Below are 18857 nucleotides of genomic sequence, written 5' to 3' on the forward strand. Positions count from 1 at the left end.
GGCCCACGGATTCTCCAATTCTGTTATTCAGTAATTCAATCATTTCATTCGCTCCTGAGCGAACGGACCGGATTGGCCAGCGCGGCGCGGAGGCTTTGTACGCTGACCGTCAGAAGGGCGATGGACAGCACCAGCCCTACGGCAAACAGGTAAGGCCATGCCGAAAAGCCAATGTGGTACGCGAAGTTGGTCATCCAGGAGCGCATTAGGTAACCGGCCACCGGCGCGGCAATGACAAACGCCACGCCCAGGAGCATGGCGTATTCGCGGGACAGCAGCCCCAGGATTTGCGGAATGGTAGCCCCCAGCACCTTCCGGACGCCAATCTCTTTGGTGCGTTGTTCGGTGGTGTACGCGGCCAGGCCGAACAGTCCCAGGCACGCGACGAAAATGGCCAGCCCGGCAAAGACGGTGAACAGCCGCGCCAAACGCTCTTCCGCCTGGTATTGGCGTCCGAACGATTCGTCCAGAAACTGGTAATTGAATGGCCAGTCGGGGAGGCGCGACTTCCAGGCGCGTTCCAGGTCGTGAAGCGCCTCGGCCGGATAGCCGGGACGGAGCCGGACGACCAGAAAGTTGGCCCGCTGGGCGTTCAGGAAGAACAGGGCGGGGGTGATGGTGGCGTGCAACGACCGGAAGTGGTAGTCTTTCACCACGCCGACGATGGTGCCCGTGCGCGCATCGGGGCCGCCCCGCCATTCCAGCCGCTCGCCGACCGGATTGTCCAGTCCCAGTACTTTGGCGGCACTTTCGTTGATCAGAAACGCGTCGGTCTGGTCCGAGGGGATCTCTTCCGAGAAATTACGTCCGGCGCTCAGTTCCAGCCCCAGCGTCTGCAGGTAATGCGGGTCGGATTGCACCACGTACATGATCTGACTGTCGTCTGGCGCGGCACCTTCTTTGGCAACCGGGTTGTAGTTTTCGTTCAGGCTGGGCACTACGCTGGCGGTCGTGGCTCCCAGCACCATCGGATGTTGGGTGAACGCCGTACGGAACGATTCCAGATGACGCTGCACCGTCGAGTCACCGGGCAGGTTGAGCGTCAGCACGTGCTCTTTCTGGAAGCCCAACTGGCTGTTTTGCAGGTAGTTCAGCTGTTGGTACACCATCAGGGTGCAGATGATCAGTCCGGCCGAAAGCGCAAATTGCGTCACCACCAGGCCCTGCCGCAGCGTGACCACCTGGGTTCCAGTAGCTACCCGGGCCGCCTGTCCGCTGCCCTTCAGTACTTCCGTAGGGCGGAATCCCGACAGCACAAAGGCCGGATAGAGCCCTGCCAGCAAACCCACGGCCAGCCCAAAGACCAGGAGCAGCAGAAGGCCCCAGGGCGTTCCGACAAAAGCGAGCGATAAGGCTTTGCCCGTCAGGTTGTTGAACGCCGGCAGCAACAGTTCGGCGGTTCCCAGCGCCACGGCCAGCGCGGCAAGGGTAAGCAGGAGGGATTCGCTCAGAAACTGGCCGATCAACTGGCCGCGGTAGGCCCCCGCCACCTTGCGCACCCCGACTTCCCGGGCACGACGTGTGGCACGGGCGGTCGCCAGATTCATGAAGTTGATGCAGGCGATGCCCAGAATGAACAGCGCGATCAGCGTAAAGATGATGACGTACGCGCGGTTGCCGCCGGGCGTGAGTTCTTCTGCCACCGGATGAAGGTGAATGGCGGTGACGGGCTGTAATTCTGCCGCAATCTTCAGCCCCATGCGCTCGATCAGGTCGCCCATGTGTCGTTCGAACATCGCCGGAAACTGGGCCGCCACGTCGGATGGCGCGGTGCCGGGCGTCAGCCGCACGTAGGTGGACTGGTTCGTGAACGACATCCACTGCGTCTCCGGATCGAAGCCCTGTTGCTGTGCCTGTGCGTAGAACGTGGCCATCGAGCGCAGCAATTGAAACTGCACGTGCGTGTTGGTCGGCGGATCGGCCACCACCGCCGTCACGGTATAGTCGTCCTGATTATCGACCCGCACCCGTTCGCCCACCACGTCGATGCGGTTGAACAGCCGCTTCGCGAGCGACTCGGTCAGCACCATCGTAAAAGGAGCCGCCAGCGCCGTCTGAGGTTCGCCCACCAATACCGGGAAATCGAACAGCGACAGAAACGCCGAATCGGCGAAAAAACTGGCACTTTCCTGAATCCGCAAGTCGCCCTGCCCCAGCAGCACGCCCGCTGTTTGCCAGACCCGAACCGATTTTTCCACCCCCGCGACTTCGCGCGCGAGGGTAGGGCCGTACGGCCACGACGTCAGGGCAAAAATCGGCCGGTCGCCCACCGCTACATTCACGCGATAAAGGCGCTCCACGTCGGAAAACTGCCGGTCGTACGTCCGTTCGTCGTGCACCCAGAGCATAATCAGCAGACAGGCCACCAGTCCGGTAATCAGGCCCATCAGGTTCAGAAACGTGTAGGCCCGGTACCGTCCGAGGTTGCGTAGGGCCACAAGCAGGTAATTGCGAAACATAGCGTAGGTGGGGGGAGAAGAGGTAGAAGTTCAGGGGTCAGAAGTTCAAAGCTTACGGCTTAACGAGTGAAGTGTCTCTGGCATGATGCGTTGCAGTACGGCCCACTGATTCCATCATTCTGTTATCCAATCATCCAATCATTTTATTCGCTCCTGAGCGAACGGACCGGATTCGACAGGGCAGCCCGCAGGCTTTGGTAACTGATGGTGAACCAGGCAATGGCCAGGGCGGTGAGGCCCGCCAGCAGGAAGATTCCCGGCCCCAGCGTAATGGGATAAGCAAAGCCGGCGAGCCATTGCGCGAGTGCGTACCAGGCCAGTGGGGTGGCAATCACGAAGGCGATGAGTACGAGGATCGTAAATTCTTTCGAGAGGAGAACGACCAGGTGCTGCACGTTGGCGCCCAGCACTTTTCGGACGCCGATTTCTTTCGTGCGCCGTTCGGCGACGTAGGCCGACAGGCCGTACAGACCCAGGCACGAGATCAGGATGGCCACGCCTGCGAAGCTGCCGATGATCTGCCCCATCCGCTGGTCCTGTTCGTAGAGGCGGCCGAGATTTTCGTCCAGAAAACTGTATTCGAACGGAAGATCGGGATTAAGCGCCTTCCAGGCCGTTTCCAGGGCGGCCAGCGTTTGCGGAACGTCCGCCGTGTTGAGCGCTACCACTGTCTGGTCAAAAGCGCGCCGCGAAGGCAGGTGGAGCATCAGAGGATCAATGGCGTTGTGTAGCGAGTATTGGTGGTAATCGCGGATCACACCGATAATTTCCAGCGACTCCGTGCCTTCGGCCAGGTCCGTTTTCAGGTGCTCACCGACCGCCTGGTCGAGCGGAATGCCGAAGGCGGCCAGGGTAGCTTCGTTGACGATGATGTGCAATTCGGTGCTGTCGGTGGGGCGGGACCGGTCGAAATTGCGGCCCGCCAGAAGCGGGATGTCCATCAGCGCCAGGTACTCGTAATCGACTTCATTGTAGGTAACGCGCTCGGCCTGTTCCATCGAATGGCCTTCACGGTAGAGCCGCCAGTCCATCAGCACAAGTTGTCCCGGTACGTAGACGGCTCCGGTGACGTTCGCCACGCCCGTCTGGTGCAGCAGCTTTTCGCGCAAGGCGGGGTAGTGCGTGCTGGCGTCGTGGGTGCGGAGCGGAATCACCAGCCGCGCTTCGGACGCAAAGCCCAGGTTCTTTTGACGGATGTAGTGCAGTTGCTGGAAGATGATGCCCACACCCGCCATCAGGACGATGGCCACCACGAATTGAAAGACCACGAGGATGCGGCGCAGCTGGCCCGCGCTCAGCGACGTGTGCATGCGGCCTTTTAGCACCTGAATGGGGTTGAACGACGACAGAAACAGCGCCGGGTAACTCCCCGCCAGCAGACCGGTCACCAGCAGCACACCTCCCAGCATCAGCAGGTACGTGAGCCACGCATCGACCGAAAGCCGTAGCGTTTGTCCGGTCAGGTGGTTGAAGTAAGGAAGCAGCAGATCCGCCAGGAGGCATCCCGTCACGACGGCGAGGCCCACCAGCAGCAGCGACTCACCCATAAACTGCCGGATCAGCGTGCCGCGTTCGGCCCCCATGGTTTTGCGGATGCCTACTTCGCTGGCCCGTTGCGCGGCGCGTGCCGTCGACAGGTTCATAAAGTTGATGCAGGCAATCAGGAGCAGAAAGGCCGCAATGGCCGCCATGATGTAGACGTAGCCGATGCGCGCACTACTCCCCCCGAAATCGGAATAGAGGTGGATGTCGTGGACCGGTTGCAGGTAAAGCGATTTCTGGATGGCGGCGCGTGCAAAGTCGTCGGCTCCGTGGCGGTTCAGAAACGCCGGCAGTTTGGCTTCTAGCGCTTCTGGCGTGGTGCCGGGCTGGAGCGTGAGGTACGCGTGGATAAAGTTTTGTCCGGCCCACTCGTCCATGCCGGTGATCCATTCGCCCAAACCGGTGCTGTTCATCGACATGAAGAACCGCGCCTCCAGGTGCGTAGGTTGGGTAGGTTCGGCCACTATTCCGGTCACCTGCATGTCGTAGGCCCCGCCGTTGTCGCTCACGCTCACGACCTGATGCAGCCCGAGGTCGTCGCCGAACAGCTTCCGGGCAATGGTTTCGGTCAACACAAGGCTGCGCGGTTCACGCAGGCAGGTGTACGGATCGCCCGCCAGAAACTGGTACGTAAACAGTTGAAAAAACGTGGAATCGACCAGCACCCCGCCTTGCTCCAGAAACATCTTGTCGCCGTGCCGCAGCAGGTGTTCGGGGGTGCCGGGAGGATACACGAGGCGCGTGGCGTTGGCTACTTCGGGCAGTTCTTCCCGCATTTTCATCACGATCGGGGGCGAGGTGGTCGCCATCCGGTGGGAAACGCCGTCGGCACTTGTAAAGAGGGTATTGACGCGATACAGCGAAGCGCCGTGTTCCTGAAACCGGTCGTAGCTGCGTTCGTGCTGGATGAAGAGCAGCAGCAACAGGCAGCAGGCCACGCCCACGGACAGCCCCAGAAGGTTGATCAGCGAAAAGGCCTTGTGTTTCAGAAGCTGACGGACCGCGATTTTCCAGTAATTGCGAAGCATGAGAACGGGGTAGGGTGAGAAACGTAGGAAACAGGCGAGGAGACTACGCGCGGACTACAGGTGATACCGTTTCCGGCCGTTGGACCAGCGCGAGGTCGTGAAACGTGGGAAAGAGAAGCCAGGGCATGTGGCCGGTCAGCAGACCGCCACTCAGAGCAAGCATCCCCGCCACGAGCGGGTACAGCGGCCACCCCGCCGACGTAAGGGCGAGCAGCGGGGCCGGGTGCGGATGGAACAGCGGGAGGGCTAACTCTACCAGACCATAGCCCAGCACCAGCGCCAAGCCCAGAATCTGCATCAGTTCCCCCGCCACCTGGCGGGACGTGGCCGACTGCGGGTCGAGCTGCCGTTGTTGGTGGCGTACCAGATACACCGCCGACGTGACGGCGATGGCCGCCGTACCGGCCAGGAAGAAAAAGAGTAAATAGACGTATCGTACCTGCGGTGCGCTCTGCGCGAAGTCGGCCGACAGGTGAATGTCACGGATGGGTTGCAGGTAAAGCGCTTGTAAGGTAGTGAGGGTGGGATCGGTTGTGGCGGCCTGTTGCAGAAAGTCGGGCAGGCTGGCTTCCAGGGTTTCGCGCGGCATGTCTTCGTCCAGACGGAGGTAGGAGTAGATAACCGGTGCGCTGGCCGCTCGTTGTACCGAATCCAGCAACGCGCCCCAGCCCGGACTGTTGATCGACATAAAAAAGCGTGCCTCCAGGTGGGTAGGCTGATCGGGCTCGGCCACGATCCCCGTCACGTGAAAGTCGTACGTGCCCAGGCCGTCGCTTACCGTGATGGTGCTGTTGAGGCCGAGGGTTTCTCCAAACAGCTTCCGGGCCAGCGGCTCGGTCAGCACCACACTGCTGGGCTCGCGCAGGCAGGTGCGGGGGTTGCCCGCCAGAAACTGGTACGTAAACATGGTAAAGTAAGTCGCATCGGCCAGCACGCCACCCCGCTCCAGAAACGTGCGGTCGCCGTGGCGGAGCAGGTGTTCCAGCGTGGCGGGCGGATGGACCACCCGGGTTACGTTGGCAATTCCCGGAAGGCTTTCGCGCAGTTGGCGGGCCAAGGTGGGCGTGGTAGTCGCCTGATGTTCAGGCGTGCCGGCGGTGGTCGCCACCAGCGCATTGACGCGGTACAGCGCATCGGCGTGCTCGTGGTAGCGGTCGTAGCTGTACTCGTGTTGCAGCAGCAGTCCCGACAGGAGGCAGCCGCCCAGTCCGAAAGAAAGCCCGAGCAGAGCGAGCCAGGAAGCGCCCTTGTGAAGAGTACCTGCGGGGGCGGCCGTTTTTCGGTAGTAGTGAAACATAGGGGTACGACGTTAGCTACCGTGTCCTATGCCAAGAAGTTTGCCAATGCCCCAGGAAGCGGTTTTGCCCCGGTATCAGGCATAAAAATGTCCGAAAGCGAACAACGCGTGTGCACTTTCGGACAAGAAAGAAAGAGCCCGAAGGCTCTCTGGGGTGCAAGCAGGACTAACGCGCTGCCGTGTGACGTTCGGACATCACAAGGGCGTTGTAGTAGACGACCATCCGCGCCAGGTGCTGCGGCGAACGGAAGTGGAGCCGATGCTGTGCGGCATAATACTGAATGGCTTCCTGGTGCTCGCCGAACAACCGCAACGCGGCTTTCCGGCGGCGGGGGATGCGTACCAGCCGCCCGCGGTCGTCGAACGTGTAGAGATCCGTAGCGATTTCCTGCGCGGTCTCGTCGTTTTGCAACGTATAGATCGAGTTGCGGTGGGCAATTCGCATGTGCGGTTTGCGGAACAGCAGGACGGGGCGGGGGCCTTCCGAGGCCACCTCCATAAATGCAAGCTGAGGACCGAACAGGTGCGGATACGGCGTGCGGATAAAGCGGTGCATCTGTCCTTCGTCATCCATCAGAATAAATTCGGGCAAAACGACCGGATCGTAAAACTGTGTCTTGCCGTCTTCGATGGTTTCCAGCCGATGTTTCAGCATGTCGAACCGAAGTGCATCGACCGAGCGCCATTCGCCGGCTACGGTGCGTACGTAGCCAGGTTGCCAGGTAGGTTCGGCATTCGGAACGGGCAAAAATGTAGTGGTTTGGAGCGGGTGCCAGGGTACGGGCGTCTGGTCAGGCTGAGCGCCGAGTCCCCCGCCAACCAGCAGGCAGAGAAGTAGAAAAAAGCGGTACATGGCAGTGGTGGGTAGTGGTGGTTACCTTTTGCTGGAAGGTACGGCTTCTCTACGTAATCCGATACGTAGAAACGACGCCACGAAAAATCGCTAATTCAAAAGAGTAAGTTAAAAAATGAAGTCAATTTTATTGAGTGAATGGTGTTATGTAAAAAGTGAGTTAAAAAATGAAGTGACTTTTTTAAAATAGATATGAAATAATTAAAAGTTAGTTAAAATCACGAGGTAAGTATTTCAAAAAAATAAATTTTTTCCTTGCATTTATGGTGAGGGTGAGTTAACTAGCAAGCAGTGAAATAATATTTGATTTTTGCTGATTAGGTAGAGATTTAAAGTTGTGTAAATAGGTTTATTTGAAATTAAATTCTGTAAACTGGTGCTGTGGCGGGAGGCCGCAGTGACTGGTTTGCAGGCAGCCTACGCCTTTCCGATTCCGGTTTTTTCCTCGATTGCCACCACCCTGGTTAAAACTGTCGGCACAGATCCCGGGTCATACGTGCCACCTCATTTTCCCACCACCCCTCTTACCTGTATTCTGACAGCCGCCGCGGACGCTTCCGGGCGCGTTGTGCACACCGTGCCTTGCTACGCCGCAGCGCACCGGGGATACCTATGCTTTTCCGATCGGTAGAACGACAGTTTTTAGTGACTATTCAATTCAATTTAATGTAAGCGCATGAGTAAACGATTACTATGGCTAATGCTGCTCACGTTTGTGAGTGTGGCAACCCTCCGTGCCCAGGAGAGAGTAATTACGGGTACCCTGAAAGACGCTACCACCCAGGAGGGTGTGCCGGGCGTCAACGTGTTGGTACAGGGAACAACGACAGGAACCATTACCGACATCGACGGGAAGTATTCGCTACCGGTACCAGCCGACGCAACCATGCTGGTGTATTCGGCCATTGGCTACGAAACCCAAACCGTAGAAATTGGCAATCGGACGAGCATCGACCTCGCCATGAAAGAGAGCATCGAACAGCTTTCGGAAGTGGTAGTGACGGCGTTCGGGATCGAACGTGAAAAGAAAGCCCTGGGGTATACGGTCCAGGAAATCGACGGGAAGGCCTTTGCCGAAGCCAAACAAGCTTCGGTGGTCAACAACCTGTCGGGACGGATCGCCGGGGTGCAGGTCAACAGCAACGGCGGCCCGGGCAGCGGTTCGCAGATTGTGATTCGCGGCTTTTCGTCGGTCGGGGGCAACAACCAGCCCCTGGTGGTGATCGACGGGGTGCCGATGGAAAACGCCAAAGACCCCCTCAGTGCGGACGACAACCGCTTCGGCGGCGGGCTTTCGGAAATCAACCCCGACAACATCGCCAACGTGAGCGTGCTGAAAGGCCCGAACGCAGCGGCCCTCTACGGCTCGCGCGCGGCCAACGGGGTCATTCTGGTCACGACGAAAAACGGCGCACGTACCAAAGGCATCGGGGTAGACCTGAGCGCCAGCATGAGCTTCGAAAATCCGCTTGTGAAGCCTGATTTTCAGGACATTTACGGAGGAGGAAGCGGCTACCGCACGTGGTATGCCGACGGGTGGAGCGGCACGGTCGACGGTTACAAAGGCACGTCCGGAACGGACGAAAGCTGGGGCTCGCCCATGGACGGCCGGCCGGTACGTCAGTGGTGGACCGGTACGGAAACCACGCCGCTGCTGCCTATGCCCGACAACTGGGAGCAACACTGGCGCACGGGCGTGACGCAGACCTACAACGCGGGCATTTCGGCCGGCGGCGAAAAAGGCAGCTTCCGCCTGGGCATCGGCTCGTTCAACCAGACGGGCATCATGGACTTCAACGATTTTCATCGGTACAACTTCCGCTTCAACTCCAACTACGACGTCACCGACAAGCTGAAAGCGAGCATTTCGGCCGAGTACATCAAATCGGGCTCCGACAACCGCAGCTACCAGAGCAGCCAGAACTTCATCTGGCACCACCGGCAGACCGACTACGACAAGCTGCGCAATTGGCGCGATTACGTCGATGTGCACATCCAGCGGCCCGGCGATGATTTGCCGCCCAACTGGCAGCATACGTACTTTACCAACCCGTATTTCCTGCAGGAGATGCTGCCCTACGGCAACGAAAAAGATCGTATGCTCGGCAACCTGGCGCTCACCTATCAGTTTACGCCCTGGCTGTCGCTGATGGCCCGCTCGGGTACGGACGTGTGGTCCGATTCGCGCACGAACATCATCAACTTCGAACGGACCAAAGGCGGCACGTTTACGCCAGGTGCTTTTTCGGAAGAAATGGTCCGCCGCCAGGAAACCAACTCGGACGTAATCCTGACGTTTGACAAAACCATTCAGGATGCCTTTTCGGTCCGGGCGCAACTGGGGGCGGTCAATCGCCGCAATACCGACAAAACCGTCTTTTCGCAGGTAAACCAACTGGTGATCGACGGCATCTATTCGCTGAATAACAACCGGAACCCGAATACAGATCGCAGTTACAAAGGCGAAAAGGTGGTCAACAGCGTGTTCGGTGCCGCAACGTTGGGCTGGCGCAATGCGCTGTTCCTCGACCTGACCGCCCGCAACGACTGGTCGTCGACGCTTCCGGCGGCTAACCGCTCGTTTTTCTACCCCTCCGCTTCGCTCAGCGCCGTGCTGACCGATCTGCTGCCGATCTCCAGCCCGCTTCTGTCGTTCGCCAAAGTGCGGGGCAGCTGGGCGCAGGTGGGTAGCGATACCGAGCCCTATAACCTGCGGGCCACGTACCAGGCCAGCTCGCCCTGGAACGGCAGTGTTCCTGCTTTTTACGAGAGCAACACCATCTTCAATCCGAACCTGAAACCGGAAATTACGACCGGCGTGGAGTTGGGGATTGACCTGCGCTTCCTGAACGGTCGTCTGGGATTGGACGTCACGCACTACAACCAAACCACGCGCGATCAGATTCTGGCGGTTTCCATCTCGCAGGCGTCGGGCTACGCCAGCCGTTACCTGAACGCCGGGGAAATTACCAACAAAGGCTGGGAGGTGATGATCAGCGGAACGCCGGTCAAAACCGCCACCGGCTTTACCTGGGATGTGGCCCTCAACTGGTCGCGTAACCGCAACCAAGTCGTGGAACTGGCCGACGGGCTGACCAACTACGTCCTGTGGACCGAGCGCGGCGTATCGTCCGAAGCACGGGTCGGACAGTCGTACGGTTCCCTGTACGGCATTGCCTACGCCCGCACCGACGACGGACAGATCATTTTCGAGAACGGTCTGCCGACCACGAACCCCACGTTGCAGGTGATCGGCAACATCACCCCGAAATGGCTGGGTGGGCTGAACAACACCTTCACGTACAAAGGCATTTCGCTGAGCGCGCTGATCGACACCCGCTGGGGCGGCGACATCTTCGACATGGGGAGCAGCCTGATGCGGAACGATGGTATCGTCGAAGAGACGGCCGTCGGACGTGAAGAGGGCGTAATTGGCCTCGGCGTGATGAACGTGGGCAGTGCCGAATCGCCCGTGTACGTGCCCAACACCGTCGTGGCCGACGCCACTACGTTCTACAAGCGCTACAGCGGTCGTCAGTACCACGAAGCCGGGGTCTTCGATGCGAGCTACATCAAGCTGCGTCAGGCCTCGCTGTCGTACCAACTGCCGTCCTCGCTCTTCGAGCACATCTTCATCAAGTCGGCCCGCATTTCGGCCGTGGGCCGGAACCTGGCGATCCTGTACCGCCGCACGCCGCACATCGACCCCGAGGTAGACGAAAAAGGGGGGAACCGTCAGGGCTATACCTACGGTACCTTGCCCAGCAGCCGCAGCATCGGTTTCAACGTCAACCTGTCCTTCTAATCTCTCCACATTAGCTTCTTATGAGCCTTATGAAAATAGCGCTTCGAAACAGTTTGCTGGCGGGTTTGCTGCTAAGTGCGGCCTGTACCGGCGAATTCGACGAAATGAATACCAACCCCAACGGTCCCGAAGAAGTAGGACCGGAGGTGATTTTGCCCTACGCGTTGGAAAAAACCGTAGACCGCGCGTGGGGGCATCGCACACGGAACGAGCGTGTGAACATCGACCTGGCCATGTGCTGGGTGCAGTACTGGGCGCGTAACATTTACACCAACGAAGGCGACAACTACAACGTGCAGCCCTCGGTAAACTCGGCGACCTGGAACGGATTCTATTCCGAATCGCTCATCAACTTCAAGCGGATCATGCTTCTGACCGCTCCGGGAGCCGACTACGAGAATGCCACCTACGAAGGCATGTCGATGGTGATGACCGCCTGGACGTACTCGTTGCTGACCGACATTTTCGGCCCGATTCCCTACTCTGATGCGTTGAAGGGCACATCGGACGATCCTTCGTTCTCGCCCGCCTACGACGACATGGAAACCGTGTACCGGGGCATCATCGCTATGCTGGACGAAGCCAACGCCAAGCTGATGGAAGGTGGACCGGAGGCCTCGGCCGGCGACATCATGTTCGGAGGCGATGTGCTGCGCTGGAAAAAGTTCGGCAACTCGCTACGGCTGAAACTGATGAACCGCGTCGTGCACAAAATTCCGGAATACAAAGCCGAGATGCAGAAAATGCTCGACGATCCAACTACGTATCCGATGTTTACCAGCAACGACGACTACGCCTACCTGCAACACACGTCGTCGCTGCCCAGCAACAACGAGTGGCATCAGGTGATGCGTCAGGACAACCGTTCGGACTGGAGTATGAGCGAAACGCTGGTCGACAAACTGAAAGCGCTGGACGATCCGCGCCTGGAGGTGTACGCCAACGCCAACCCGGAGGGCGCCTATATGGGCATGCCGAACGGCCTGCCCGATGCCGTGGCGACCAACTACCTGGGCACGGCTTCGACAATTGGCGACTACTTTTTGCGTCCGGAAGCGCCCAGCATCATCATGAGTTATTCGGAGCTGCTCTTCGTACTGGCCGAAGCGGCCCTGGATGGCGACATTTCCGGCAAAACCGCCGAGGAATACTTCACGATGGCCGTGGAAGCGTCGTTTGAGCAGTACGGTCTGGAAATGCCGGCCGGTTACCTCGAGGGCATGACGGCCGACAAGGCTACGATCATGACCCAGAAATGGATCGCCCTCTACGGAGAAGGCATCGAAGCCTGGACCGAATACCGCCGCACGGGCTATCCGGTCATGCCGCCCGACGACCCGCAATCGGCGTTCCAGAACGACGGTGACGTGCCGACACGCATTGTCTATCCGACCTCGGAGCAGTCGCTGAACAACGCGAACCTGCAACAGGGCATTTCGATGCTGGGCACCGACAACATGCACACCGAACTCTGGTGGGTAGAAAACTAAACCTAACCGGGGCCGTCCGGTCGTGGACTGCAGACGGCCCCTTTTCACTCCTTTATTCCCGAGAAACACAACTCATGAAAAAACATACGCTTTTCAGTGTGCTGATGGCGGGCGCAGTAGCGATGCTTTCAGCGTGCGTAGACGAGGACGTCAAGATGGACCGCATCGTATCGCCCGTGCTGGTCGATGTGGCCAACGTCAACCTGGGGGCCGAACAGGCCATCGAAGTCACCGCCACGGTCTACGACCTGGACAAAAGCCACATTCTGGAATACGATCCCACAAAGGTGGACCCGGCGATTCCGTCGGCCAACATCGACTCCATTCCGGTCACGAACCTGACGTTGCTGATCAAGCTGAACGGCAACACGGACCTGATGTCGCTGACGACCGACGCCAACGGGAAGGCCACGCTGTCGACCACCTGGGCCGAACTGGGCATGGTCAATCCTTCGGCGGGCAGTTCGGTCACCATCGGCTGGTCCGGCAATTACGAAGGCCAGGATTTTATGAAGCTCTCAAAAGTAACGGTTGAATAGTCCATGTTAGCCCGTCTTGCCCTGGTGTGTGGAAGGCGGGCTTTTTTTTGTATGATGCGAACTTTCTCCTTATCCCTAATTTCCCTTTTTCTGCTGGGCCTCCTCAGCCGCTGTGCCACGCCAGGTTCGGCCGCTCCGGACACGGCCCCCGACAGCGTGACGTTCTACGGTGCGCAAACCACGCCCTTTTCGGCCGGGGCCATTGTTCCGGCAGGGCACACCCTGCACATCACGGCCGGCACGGTCGCGCCGCTCCTGGATTCTGCCGCCGCGCCCGGCTCTTCTGCCCGCTACGGCGACACCTATACGCAGGCGGTAGGCGCGCTGCGTCGCATTGATGCGAACCTGCAGCAACACGGCCTCAGCCTGGCGGACGTGGTGCAACTGCGGGCCTTCCTCGGCCCCGACTCCACGGGCGCTCCCGATTTTCAGGCGTGGTTCAAAGCCTACGGCGAGTTTTTCAACAACGAAACCAACCCCACGCGCCCGGCCCGCTCCACCCTCGGCGTGAGCCACCTCGTGAACCCCGACATGCTCATCGAACTGGAAGCCGTCGCGGTGCAGAAGAAAGAGTGAATGATTGAATAACTGAATGCGTGAAGGGCGCGAAGCGCAGAGTGTTGCGCGTGAGCAGTCCTTCCGTAGACCGTGAAAAGTACCGCCCGGCATCACGCCGAACGTAAAGCGCTTTGAGTCTTATGCTTTCAACGTTGAACTTTAAATTTCATAACGCTAAACTCGATCACTACCGATACCTAACTTCATGGATCGTCGTCATTTTATTGCCGCATCGGGGCTGGCCGGCCTGGGCCTGATGTCGGGACTTAGTAGCTGTGCACCGGCCCCTTCGGGTACCATTCCGTACGCTTCGCGCGGCGGGATGCGGCGTTTGCCCAAACTGCGGGTTTCGTCCGACCGCATCATCAAAGAAACCGTCGGGTTGCGCCCGTACCGCCTGTCGGGGCCGCGCGTCGAAACCGAAATGCTGGGAAACAAAACCATTGTGCACCACTACGGGCACGGCGGCAGCGGCTGGTCGCTGTCGTGGGGAACGGCCCACCACGCGGCCGATCTGGTGCAACTGACCGGCGAGAAGAAGATCGCCGTGATGGGGTGTGGCGTCATCGGCCTGACCACCGCCCGTACGTTGCAAAGCCGGGGCTATGACGTGACGATCTACACCAAAGACCTGCCGCCCGACATTACGTCGAGCAAAGCCACCGGGACCTGGTCGCCCACGTATCGCCTCTGCGAGACCGAGCGCATCACCCCCGAATTTTCGGCCTTCTGGGAAAAAGCGGCGACCTATTCGTTCCGGGCGCACCAGAACATGCTGGGACGCGGCGGCGTCACCAACTGGGTGGAGCACTATACAATTCACGACCCTGCGGCGGCGCAACGCCACGACGGCCACGTCAGTACGCTGCACTTGCCCCACGAACTGCCGGAACCTACGGTGCTAAAGCGCCGCGAAAACCCGTTCCGGGCCGAGTACGTCAGTCGGCAGACGGTGCTGGTTTTTCAGATTCCGGCCTACCTGGATCGGCTGATGAACGATTTTGTAGACTACGGCGGGACCCTGCGCATCAAGTCGTTCGATCGGCTGGAAGAGGTAGACGCCCTACCCGAAGCCTGCGTGGTCAACTGCACTGGCATCGGCGCCAAGGCGCTGTTCAACGATGCCGAGTTGATGCCCATTGCGGGGCAGCTTTCGTTTCTGGTCCCGCAGCCGGAAGTAAACTACCGCCTCAGCACCCCGAACGGCTATTTCATTCCGCGCAACGACGGCATCATCCTCGGCGGGAACGCCATCGTCGACAGTTGGGACACCACCCCCAGCCTGGAACAGACCCAGAAAGTAGTGGCGGCGTTGCAGGAAGCCATCGACCTGATGCGGGGGTAAACGACACATTTAGAATGGATTGGGTTACAGGGCGATGTCGTAAAGGCATTGCCCTTTTTTATGCATCGACGCGTGTGTTCCCGGCTCGCCACAGAAGCTGGAGGCCCATAGAATAGGGCATGAGGAAAGGCATCGCCGGAATGGAAACCGCGAAGCTGGCGGTAGCCCAGGGCTCCGGCACCGACGGCGGTAGAACGGCCAGGAGTACGCCTACTGTGCTGAAAATCAGGTAGAGCCTCGTCGGAAACGGCCGAAACCAACCGCACGAGCGGAGGGCCACGGCAAACGCCGCCGTCGCCAGGTAAGTAAGGCCAACTTCCACGGCGCTGATCCAGGCGAAAAGACTGCGGAGTGGGGCGTACCACCCGGGGCGCGTGGCGACACCGGACGCGACGAACTGGCCGAAGGCTTCCGGCAGGAAACTTCTCCAGAAGGCCATGTTCAGGAGAAACAGGGGAAGGGCCAGTTGAATCAGCATCCCGCCCAGTCGTGCCCATAGCGGCTCTCCCAGCTGCCGGAGCGCGTCCTGCAATAGCGTAATCCCTCCGGCAACACACACGCCGGCTCCCGTCAGCATCGCGTACCGAACCTGCTGTTCGGTGACGGTTGCCAGCCAGCCTTCAACCGAATCAGGGGGCGGACCCATGCCCGCGAAGAGGGAAATAAAAAGCCAGGGGGCGAGTAACAGTACGGCGCTCCAGACCAGCCGCTTGGAAGCGACATCCTGTTTCCGAAATCCCTGCCCGCCCAGCTGCCGAGCGGCCAGCCCCATCAGGCAGACGTGAATTAGCCAGGGAGGAACGTACCACCGGTAGTTGACAGGCTCGAGGCCAAAGGCGAGCAGTACCGTGGCGATGGGCACGAGGATGAGGTACAGCCGACTGAGGTGCCGTGCGAAGCGCGTAGACGGGGTAGGGGTGAGCGTGGAGCGGGAAAGCATATCCAGAAAAAGGGTTCCGGTGAGGCAGTCATCGTTTGATACCAGTGCTGGCGGGGAATACAAGCGGTCTGTCGCACGCAACGCTGTACCCCCACGTTTCAGCCGAGGCAAGTAACCGCGCTTTGGCCGGGTTGTCAATAACCCTTTTGGAGCAGAAACGAACCGGCGGCGCGTGCAAACGCTTTGCATGGTTGTTTGCTTGCCGGTTGGGGACGAGGGCGGGTGCAATTGCGGTGAAGCACAACCCCAAAATGTGTGTAAAGGGTTATTGAATGCGGTAAAAAATCCCCGCACCTTTGGCCCGTTGTCCCTTCTGATCTTTTGACCTGCGGAGTCCTTCCGGCGTACGAAAGATCACCCGGCTTCACTGCATTCTTTCATCCACATTCGTTTCTCCTACACGCATGAAAACGTCCCTCCTCTTGGGCGGGGTGTTGGCCGGGTGGCTGACCTCGCACGCCTTCGCGCAAACCAATTACTTCGCCGGTGCTTACGCCGGTTACAGCAACTCGGGTTCGTACAACTACAATACCTTCGTTGGCTACGCGTCGGGGTATTTCACCACCACCGGCACGCATAATTCATTTCAGGGCGCCCTGTCGGGCTACCGCAACACGACCGGCACCGGCAACAGCTTTTTTGGCTATGCCGCAGGTTACCTCAATACCACGGGCGGCAGCAACAGCTTTTTCGGCTATGGCGCGGGATATTACAACAGTACCGGTGTCGGCAACAGCTTTTTCGGCTACGCGGCCGGGAATCTGAACACCACCGGTGGGGGGAACAATTTCCTGGGCCAGTATACCGGGACGAGCAACACGACCGGAAACTTCAACACGTTTACGGGGGGCTTTTCCGGCTACCACAACACGACGGGCGGCTACAATCTTTTTGAAGGATACAGCACCGGCTACGCCAACACCACCGGTAATTACAACAGCCTGGTCGGGTATGCGGCGGGAACGGCGAATACGACCGGAAGCCGCAATGCCTTTGTCGGGTACTTTGCCGGTTACCACAACACGACGGGCAATGCCAATACGGCGCTGGGCACCGAAGCCGGACCTTCCGGGAGCAATCTTAAAAATACCACGGCCCTTGGGAACCGTGCGTACGTAACAGCTTCCAATTGCTTGGTATTAGGCTCCATTCATGGCATTAACAACGCCTCTGAAAACACCAACGTGGGGATTGGCACCACGGCTCCTTCGTATCGCCTGCACCTGGGGGTCAATTCGGCGGCTAAACCCGGTTCTTCCTCCTGGACAGTAGCTTCGGACAAGCGCCTGAAACAGAACATCCAGCCGTTTGAAGAAGGCCTCTCGGTCGTGGAGCAGATCCGCCCGGTCCGCTTCGAGTACAACGGGAAAGCCGACATGCCCCAGCGCGAAGCGTTCGTCGGCGTCATTGCACAGGAGGTGCAGGCGGTAGCCCCCTACATGGTGGGGACGTTCACCTACCAGGATACTACCGGAAAAGAAGAACAGTACCTGGATTACGACGCCACCGCCCTGACGTACCTGCTGGTCAATGCCGTCAAAGAGCTCCACCGGACAAATACGGCACTGCAGACCGAGGTCGAAACGCTGCGGCAGGAATTGACCGAACTGCGGGCGGCGGTGCTGAGTCAGGCCACTCCCGGCGAATCTGCCGCGCGACTCTGGCAGAATAGGCCCAATCCCGCGCATCAGGCCACGACCATTCGCTACCAGTTTCCGGTTTCGGCTACCAGCGCTTTCCTGAAGGTCTTCAGTGTGACGGGTCAAGAACTCTACCGTCAGAATCTGCTGGGCCAGCCCGAAGGGGAGGTAACGCTGTCGGAAGGGCAATTGGCAGCGGGTACTTACGTCTATCAACTGATCGTCGACGGACGGGCGGTCGACAGCAAGAAACTGGTAGTGACCCGATAAGTCTTTAGCAAACGGGGGTTTCGTTTGCAGAAAGCAGTTAGGTTGGCAAACCGTGCTACCTTTTGCATGAGTCCTGAAGCAGTCTGGCGTGTCACGACGGCTATGACCGATGCTATTTGCGGAGAAACGGTAGTTTTTCTCCCACCGTGCGGAGCCACTGCCGGGCGATCAGTTCGTGACCGGCGGGCATGGGGTGGATGCCGTCCCAGATCCAGTAGTCGGCCGGTGCCTGTTGCAGGGCTTCCTGAAAGGGCGCTTGCAGCGGCACAAACACCGCCCCGAACTCGTCGGCCAGCGTGCGGGTGACCTGTTGCCGTTGTGCGGTCTCTTTTTCCCAGACAGCCGTCTTTTTGTTGACCCGCCCCAACGGCAGAAGGAACGGCTCGCAGAGTACGAGGGTCACCTCGGGCAGCGCCGTTTGGGTCCGCTCCAGCATCTGCCGGTAGGTCGCTTCGAACTGGGCGATGGACTGTTTCAGGGTACCCTCGACGATGAAATAGACGTCGTTGATGCCGACCAGAATGCTGATCAGGTCCGGTTTTAGTGCCAGCGCGTCTTCTTCCCAGCGGGCTTCCAGATCGCTCACTTTATTCCCGCTGATTCCCCGGTTGTAAAACATCAGACCTTCCTGCGGGTAGTCGTACCAGAGCCGACTGGCGATCAGATAGGCGTACCCGTGGCCCATCACGTGGTTCCAGTCCTGGTCGCGGGTGCGGTTGCCGTCGGTGATGGAGTCGCCCTGAAACAGAAGGGTTATGCCTTTTTTCGGTGCCTGGGACGGGGGGAGGGGCTGGGGCGCGGCGGCCAGCAGACCGGGGGCGGCCATTGCGGCCAGGCCGGTCAGTCCGACCCGTTGCAGAAACTCCCGGCGGGACGTAGGTTCAATCATGCCATTCAAACGTAGGGGGTAAGACTACGACAACCCCGGGGAAAATGCAATCGGGGTACGGCAAAAGCAGGAATTGAATGCAGAGAGCAGATCCGTTTCCAGACGGTTATAGTGGACCCGAAAAATAGGACAGCAGTATAAGTGTAAACTTTTAACTTAAAGTCCTATGCAAAAGAGAAGATCATTTTCCTCTGAGTTTAAA

The 18857-nt window shown here is 59.2% G+C and carries 12 protein-coding genes; 6 read left to right on the forward strand and 6 right to left on the reverse strand.

Going from position 1 to position 18857, the window contains the following annotated elements; all coding sequences use genetic code 11:
• Positions 1–44: 44 nt before the first annotated feature.
• The 4 genes from BLR44_RS26830 to BLR44_RS26845 form a co-directional block, all read right to left on the reverse strand.
• Positions 45–2459, reverse strand: a complete 2415-nt coding sequence (locus tag BLR44_RS26830) for an ABC transporter permease (protein WP_089688286.1) — start codon at positions 2457–2459, stop codon at positions 45–47.
• Positions 2460–2602: 143 nt separating this feature from the next.
• Positions 2603–5029 (reverse strand): ABC transporter permease, encoded by a 2427-nt coding sequence (locus BLR44_RS26835; protein ID WP_089688288.1) that lies wholly within the window; start codon positions 5027–5029, stop codon positions 2603–2605.
• Positions 5030–5072: 43 nt separating this feature from the next.
• On the reverse strand, positions 5073–6326 hold the full coding sequence (locus tag BLR44_RS26840) for an ABC transporter permease (RefSeq protein WP_089688290.1): 1254 nt from the start codon (positions 6324–6326) through the stop codon (positions 5073–5075).
• 166 nt (positions 6327–6492) lie between these two features.
• A complete protein-coding gene (locus BLR44_RS26845) occupies positions 6493–7179 on the reverse strand; it encodes a hypothetical protein (protein WP_089688292.1) in 687 nt (228 codons plus the stop codon).
• A 676-nt stretch (positions 7180–7855) separates the two neighbouring features.
• Between BLR44_RS26845 and BLR44_RS26850 the strand changes: the two genes are divergently transcribed.
• The 5 genes from BLR44_RS26850 (at position 7856) to BLR44_RS26870 (ending at position 14916) form a co-directional block, all read left to right on the forward strand.
• Positions 7856–10984 carry a SusC/RagA family TonB-linked outer membrane protein gene (locus BLR44_RS26850; protein ID WP_089688294.1) on the forward strand — a complete coding sequence of 1043 codons (3129 nt, stop codon included), beginning with the start codon at positions 7856–7858 and terminating at the stop codon, positions 10982–10984.
• 29 nt (positions 10985–11013) lie between these two features.
• Positions 11014–12474, forward strand: coding sequence for a SusD/RagB family nutrient-binding outer membrane lipoprotein (locus BLR44_RS26855; RefSeq protein ID WP_245706186.1), 1461 nt, complete (start codon positions 11014–11016; stop codon positions 12472–12474).
• A 74-nt stretch (positions 12475–12548) separates the two neighbouring features.
• Positions 12549–13013: a hypothetical protein gene (locus BLR44_RS26860; protein ID WP_089688298.1), complete on the forward strand. Its 465-nt coding sequence runs from the start codon at positions 12549–12551 to the stop codon at positions 13011–13013.
• A gap of 51 nt (positions 13014–13064) precedes the next feature.
• Positions 13065–13589: a Rid family hydrolase gene (locus BLR44_RS26865; RefSeq protein ID WP_176956232.1), complete on the forward strand. Its 525-nt coding sequence runs from the start codon at positions 13065–13067 to the stop codon at positions 13587–13589.
• A gap of 187 nt (positions 13590–13776) precedes the next feature.
• Positions 13777–14916 (forward strand): FAD-dependent oxidoreductase, encoded by a 1140-nt coding sequence (locus BLR44_RS26870; RefSeq protein ID WP_089688301.1) that lies wholly within the window; start codon positions 13777–13779, stop codon positions 14914–14916.
• 58 nt (positions 14917–14974) lie between these two features.
• Here BLR44_RS26870 and BLR44_RS26875 read toward each other — a convergent pair whose 3' ends face one another.
• Entirely contained in the window at positions 14975–15856 is an 882-nt protein-coding gene (locus tag BLR44_RS26875; RefSeq protein ID WP_089688303.1) for a hypothetical protein, read from the reverse strand.
• 404 nt (positions 15857–16260) lie between these two features.
• Here BLR44_RS26875 and BLR44_RS26880 point away from each other — a divergent pair, with 404 nt between their 5' ends.
• The gene (locus BLR44_RS26880) at positions 16261–17766 is read left to right on the forward strand and encodes a tail fiber domain-containing protein (protein WP_089688305.1); all 1506 of its coding nucleotides are present in this window, start codon (positions 16261–16263) and stop codon (positions 17764–17766) included.
• 112 nt (positions 17767–17878) lie between these two features.
• On the opposite strand, the gene BLR44_RS26885 is transcribed toward BLR44_RS26880, so the two are convergent.
• On the reverse strand, positions 17879–18655 hold the full coding sequence (locus tag BLR44_RS26885) for an SGNH/GDSL hydrolase family protein (RefSeq protein WP_143017499.1): 777 nt from the start codon (positions 18653–18655) through the stop codon (positions 17879–17881).
• Positions 18656–18857: the final 202 nt, after the last annotated feature.

The sequence above is a fragment of the Catalinimonas alkaloidigena genome, from assembly GCF_900100765.1.
Classification (GTDB): Bacteria; Bacteroidota; Bacteroidia; order Cytophagales; family Flexibacteraceae; genus Mooreia; species Mooreia alkaloidigena.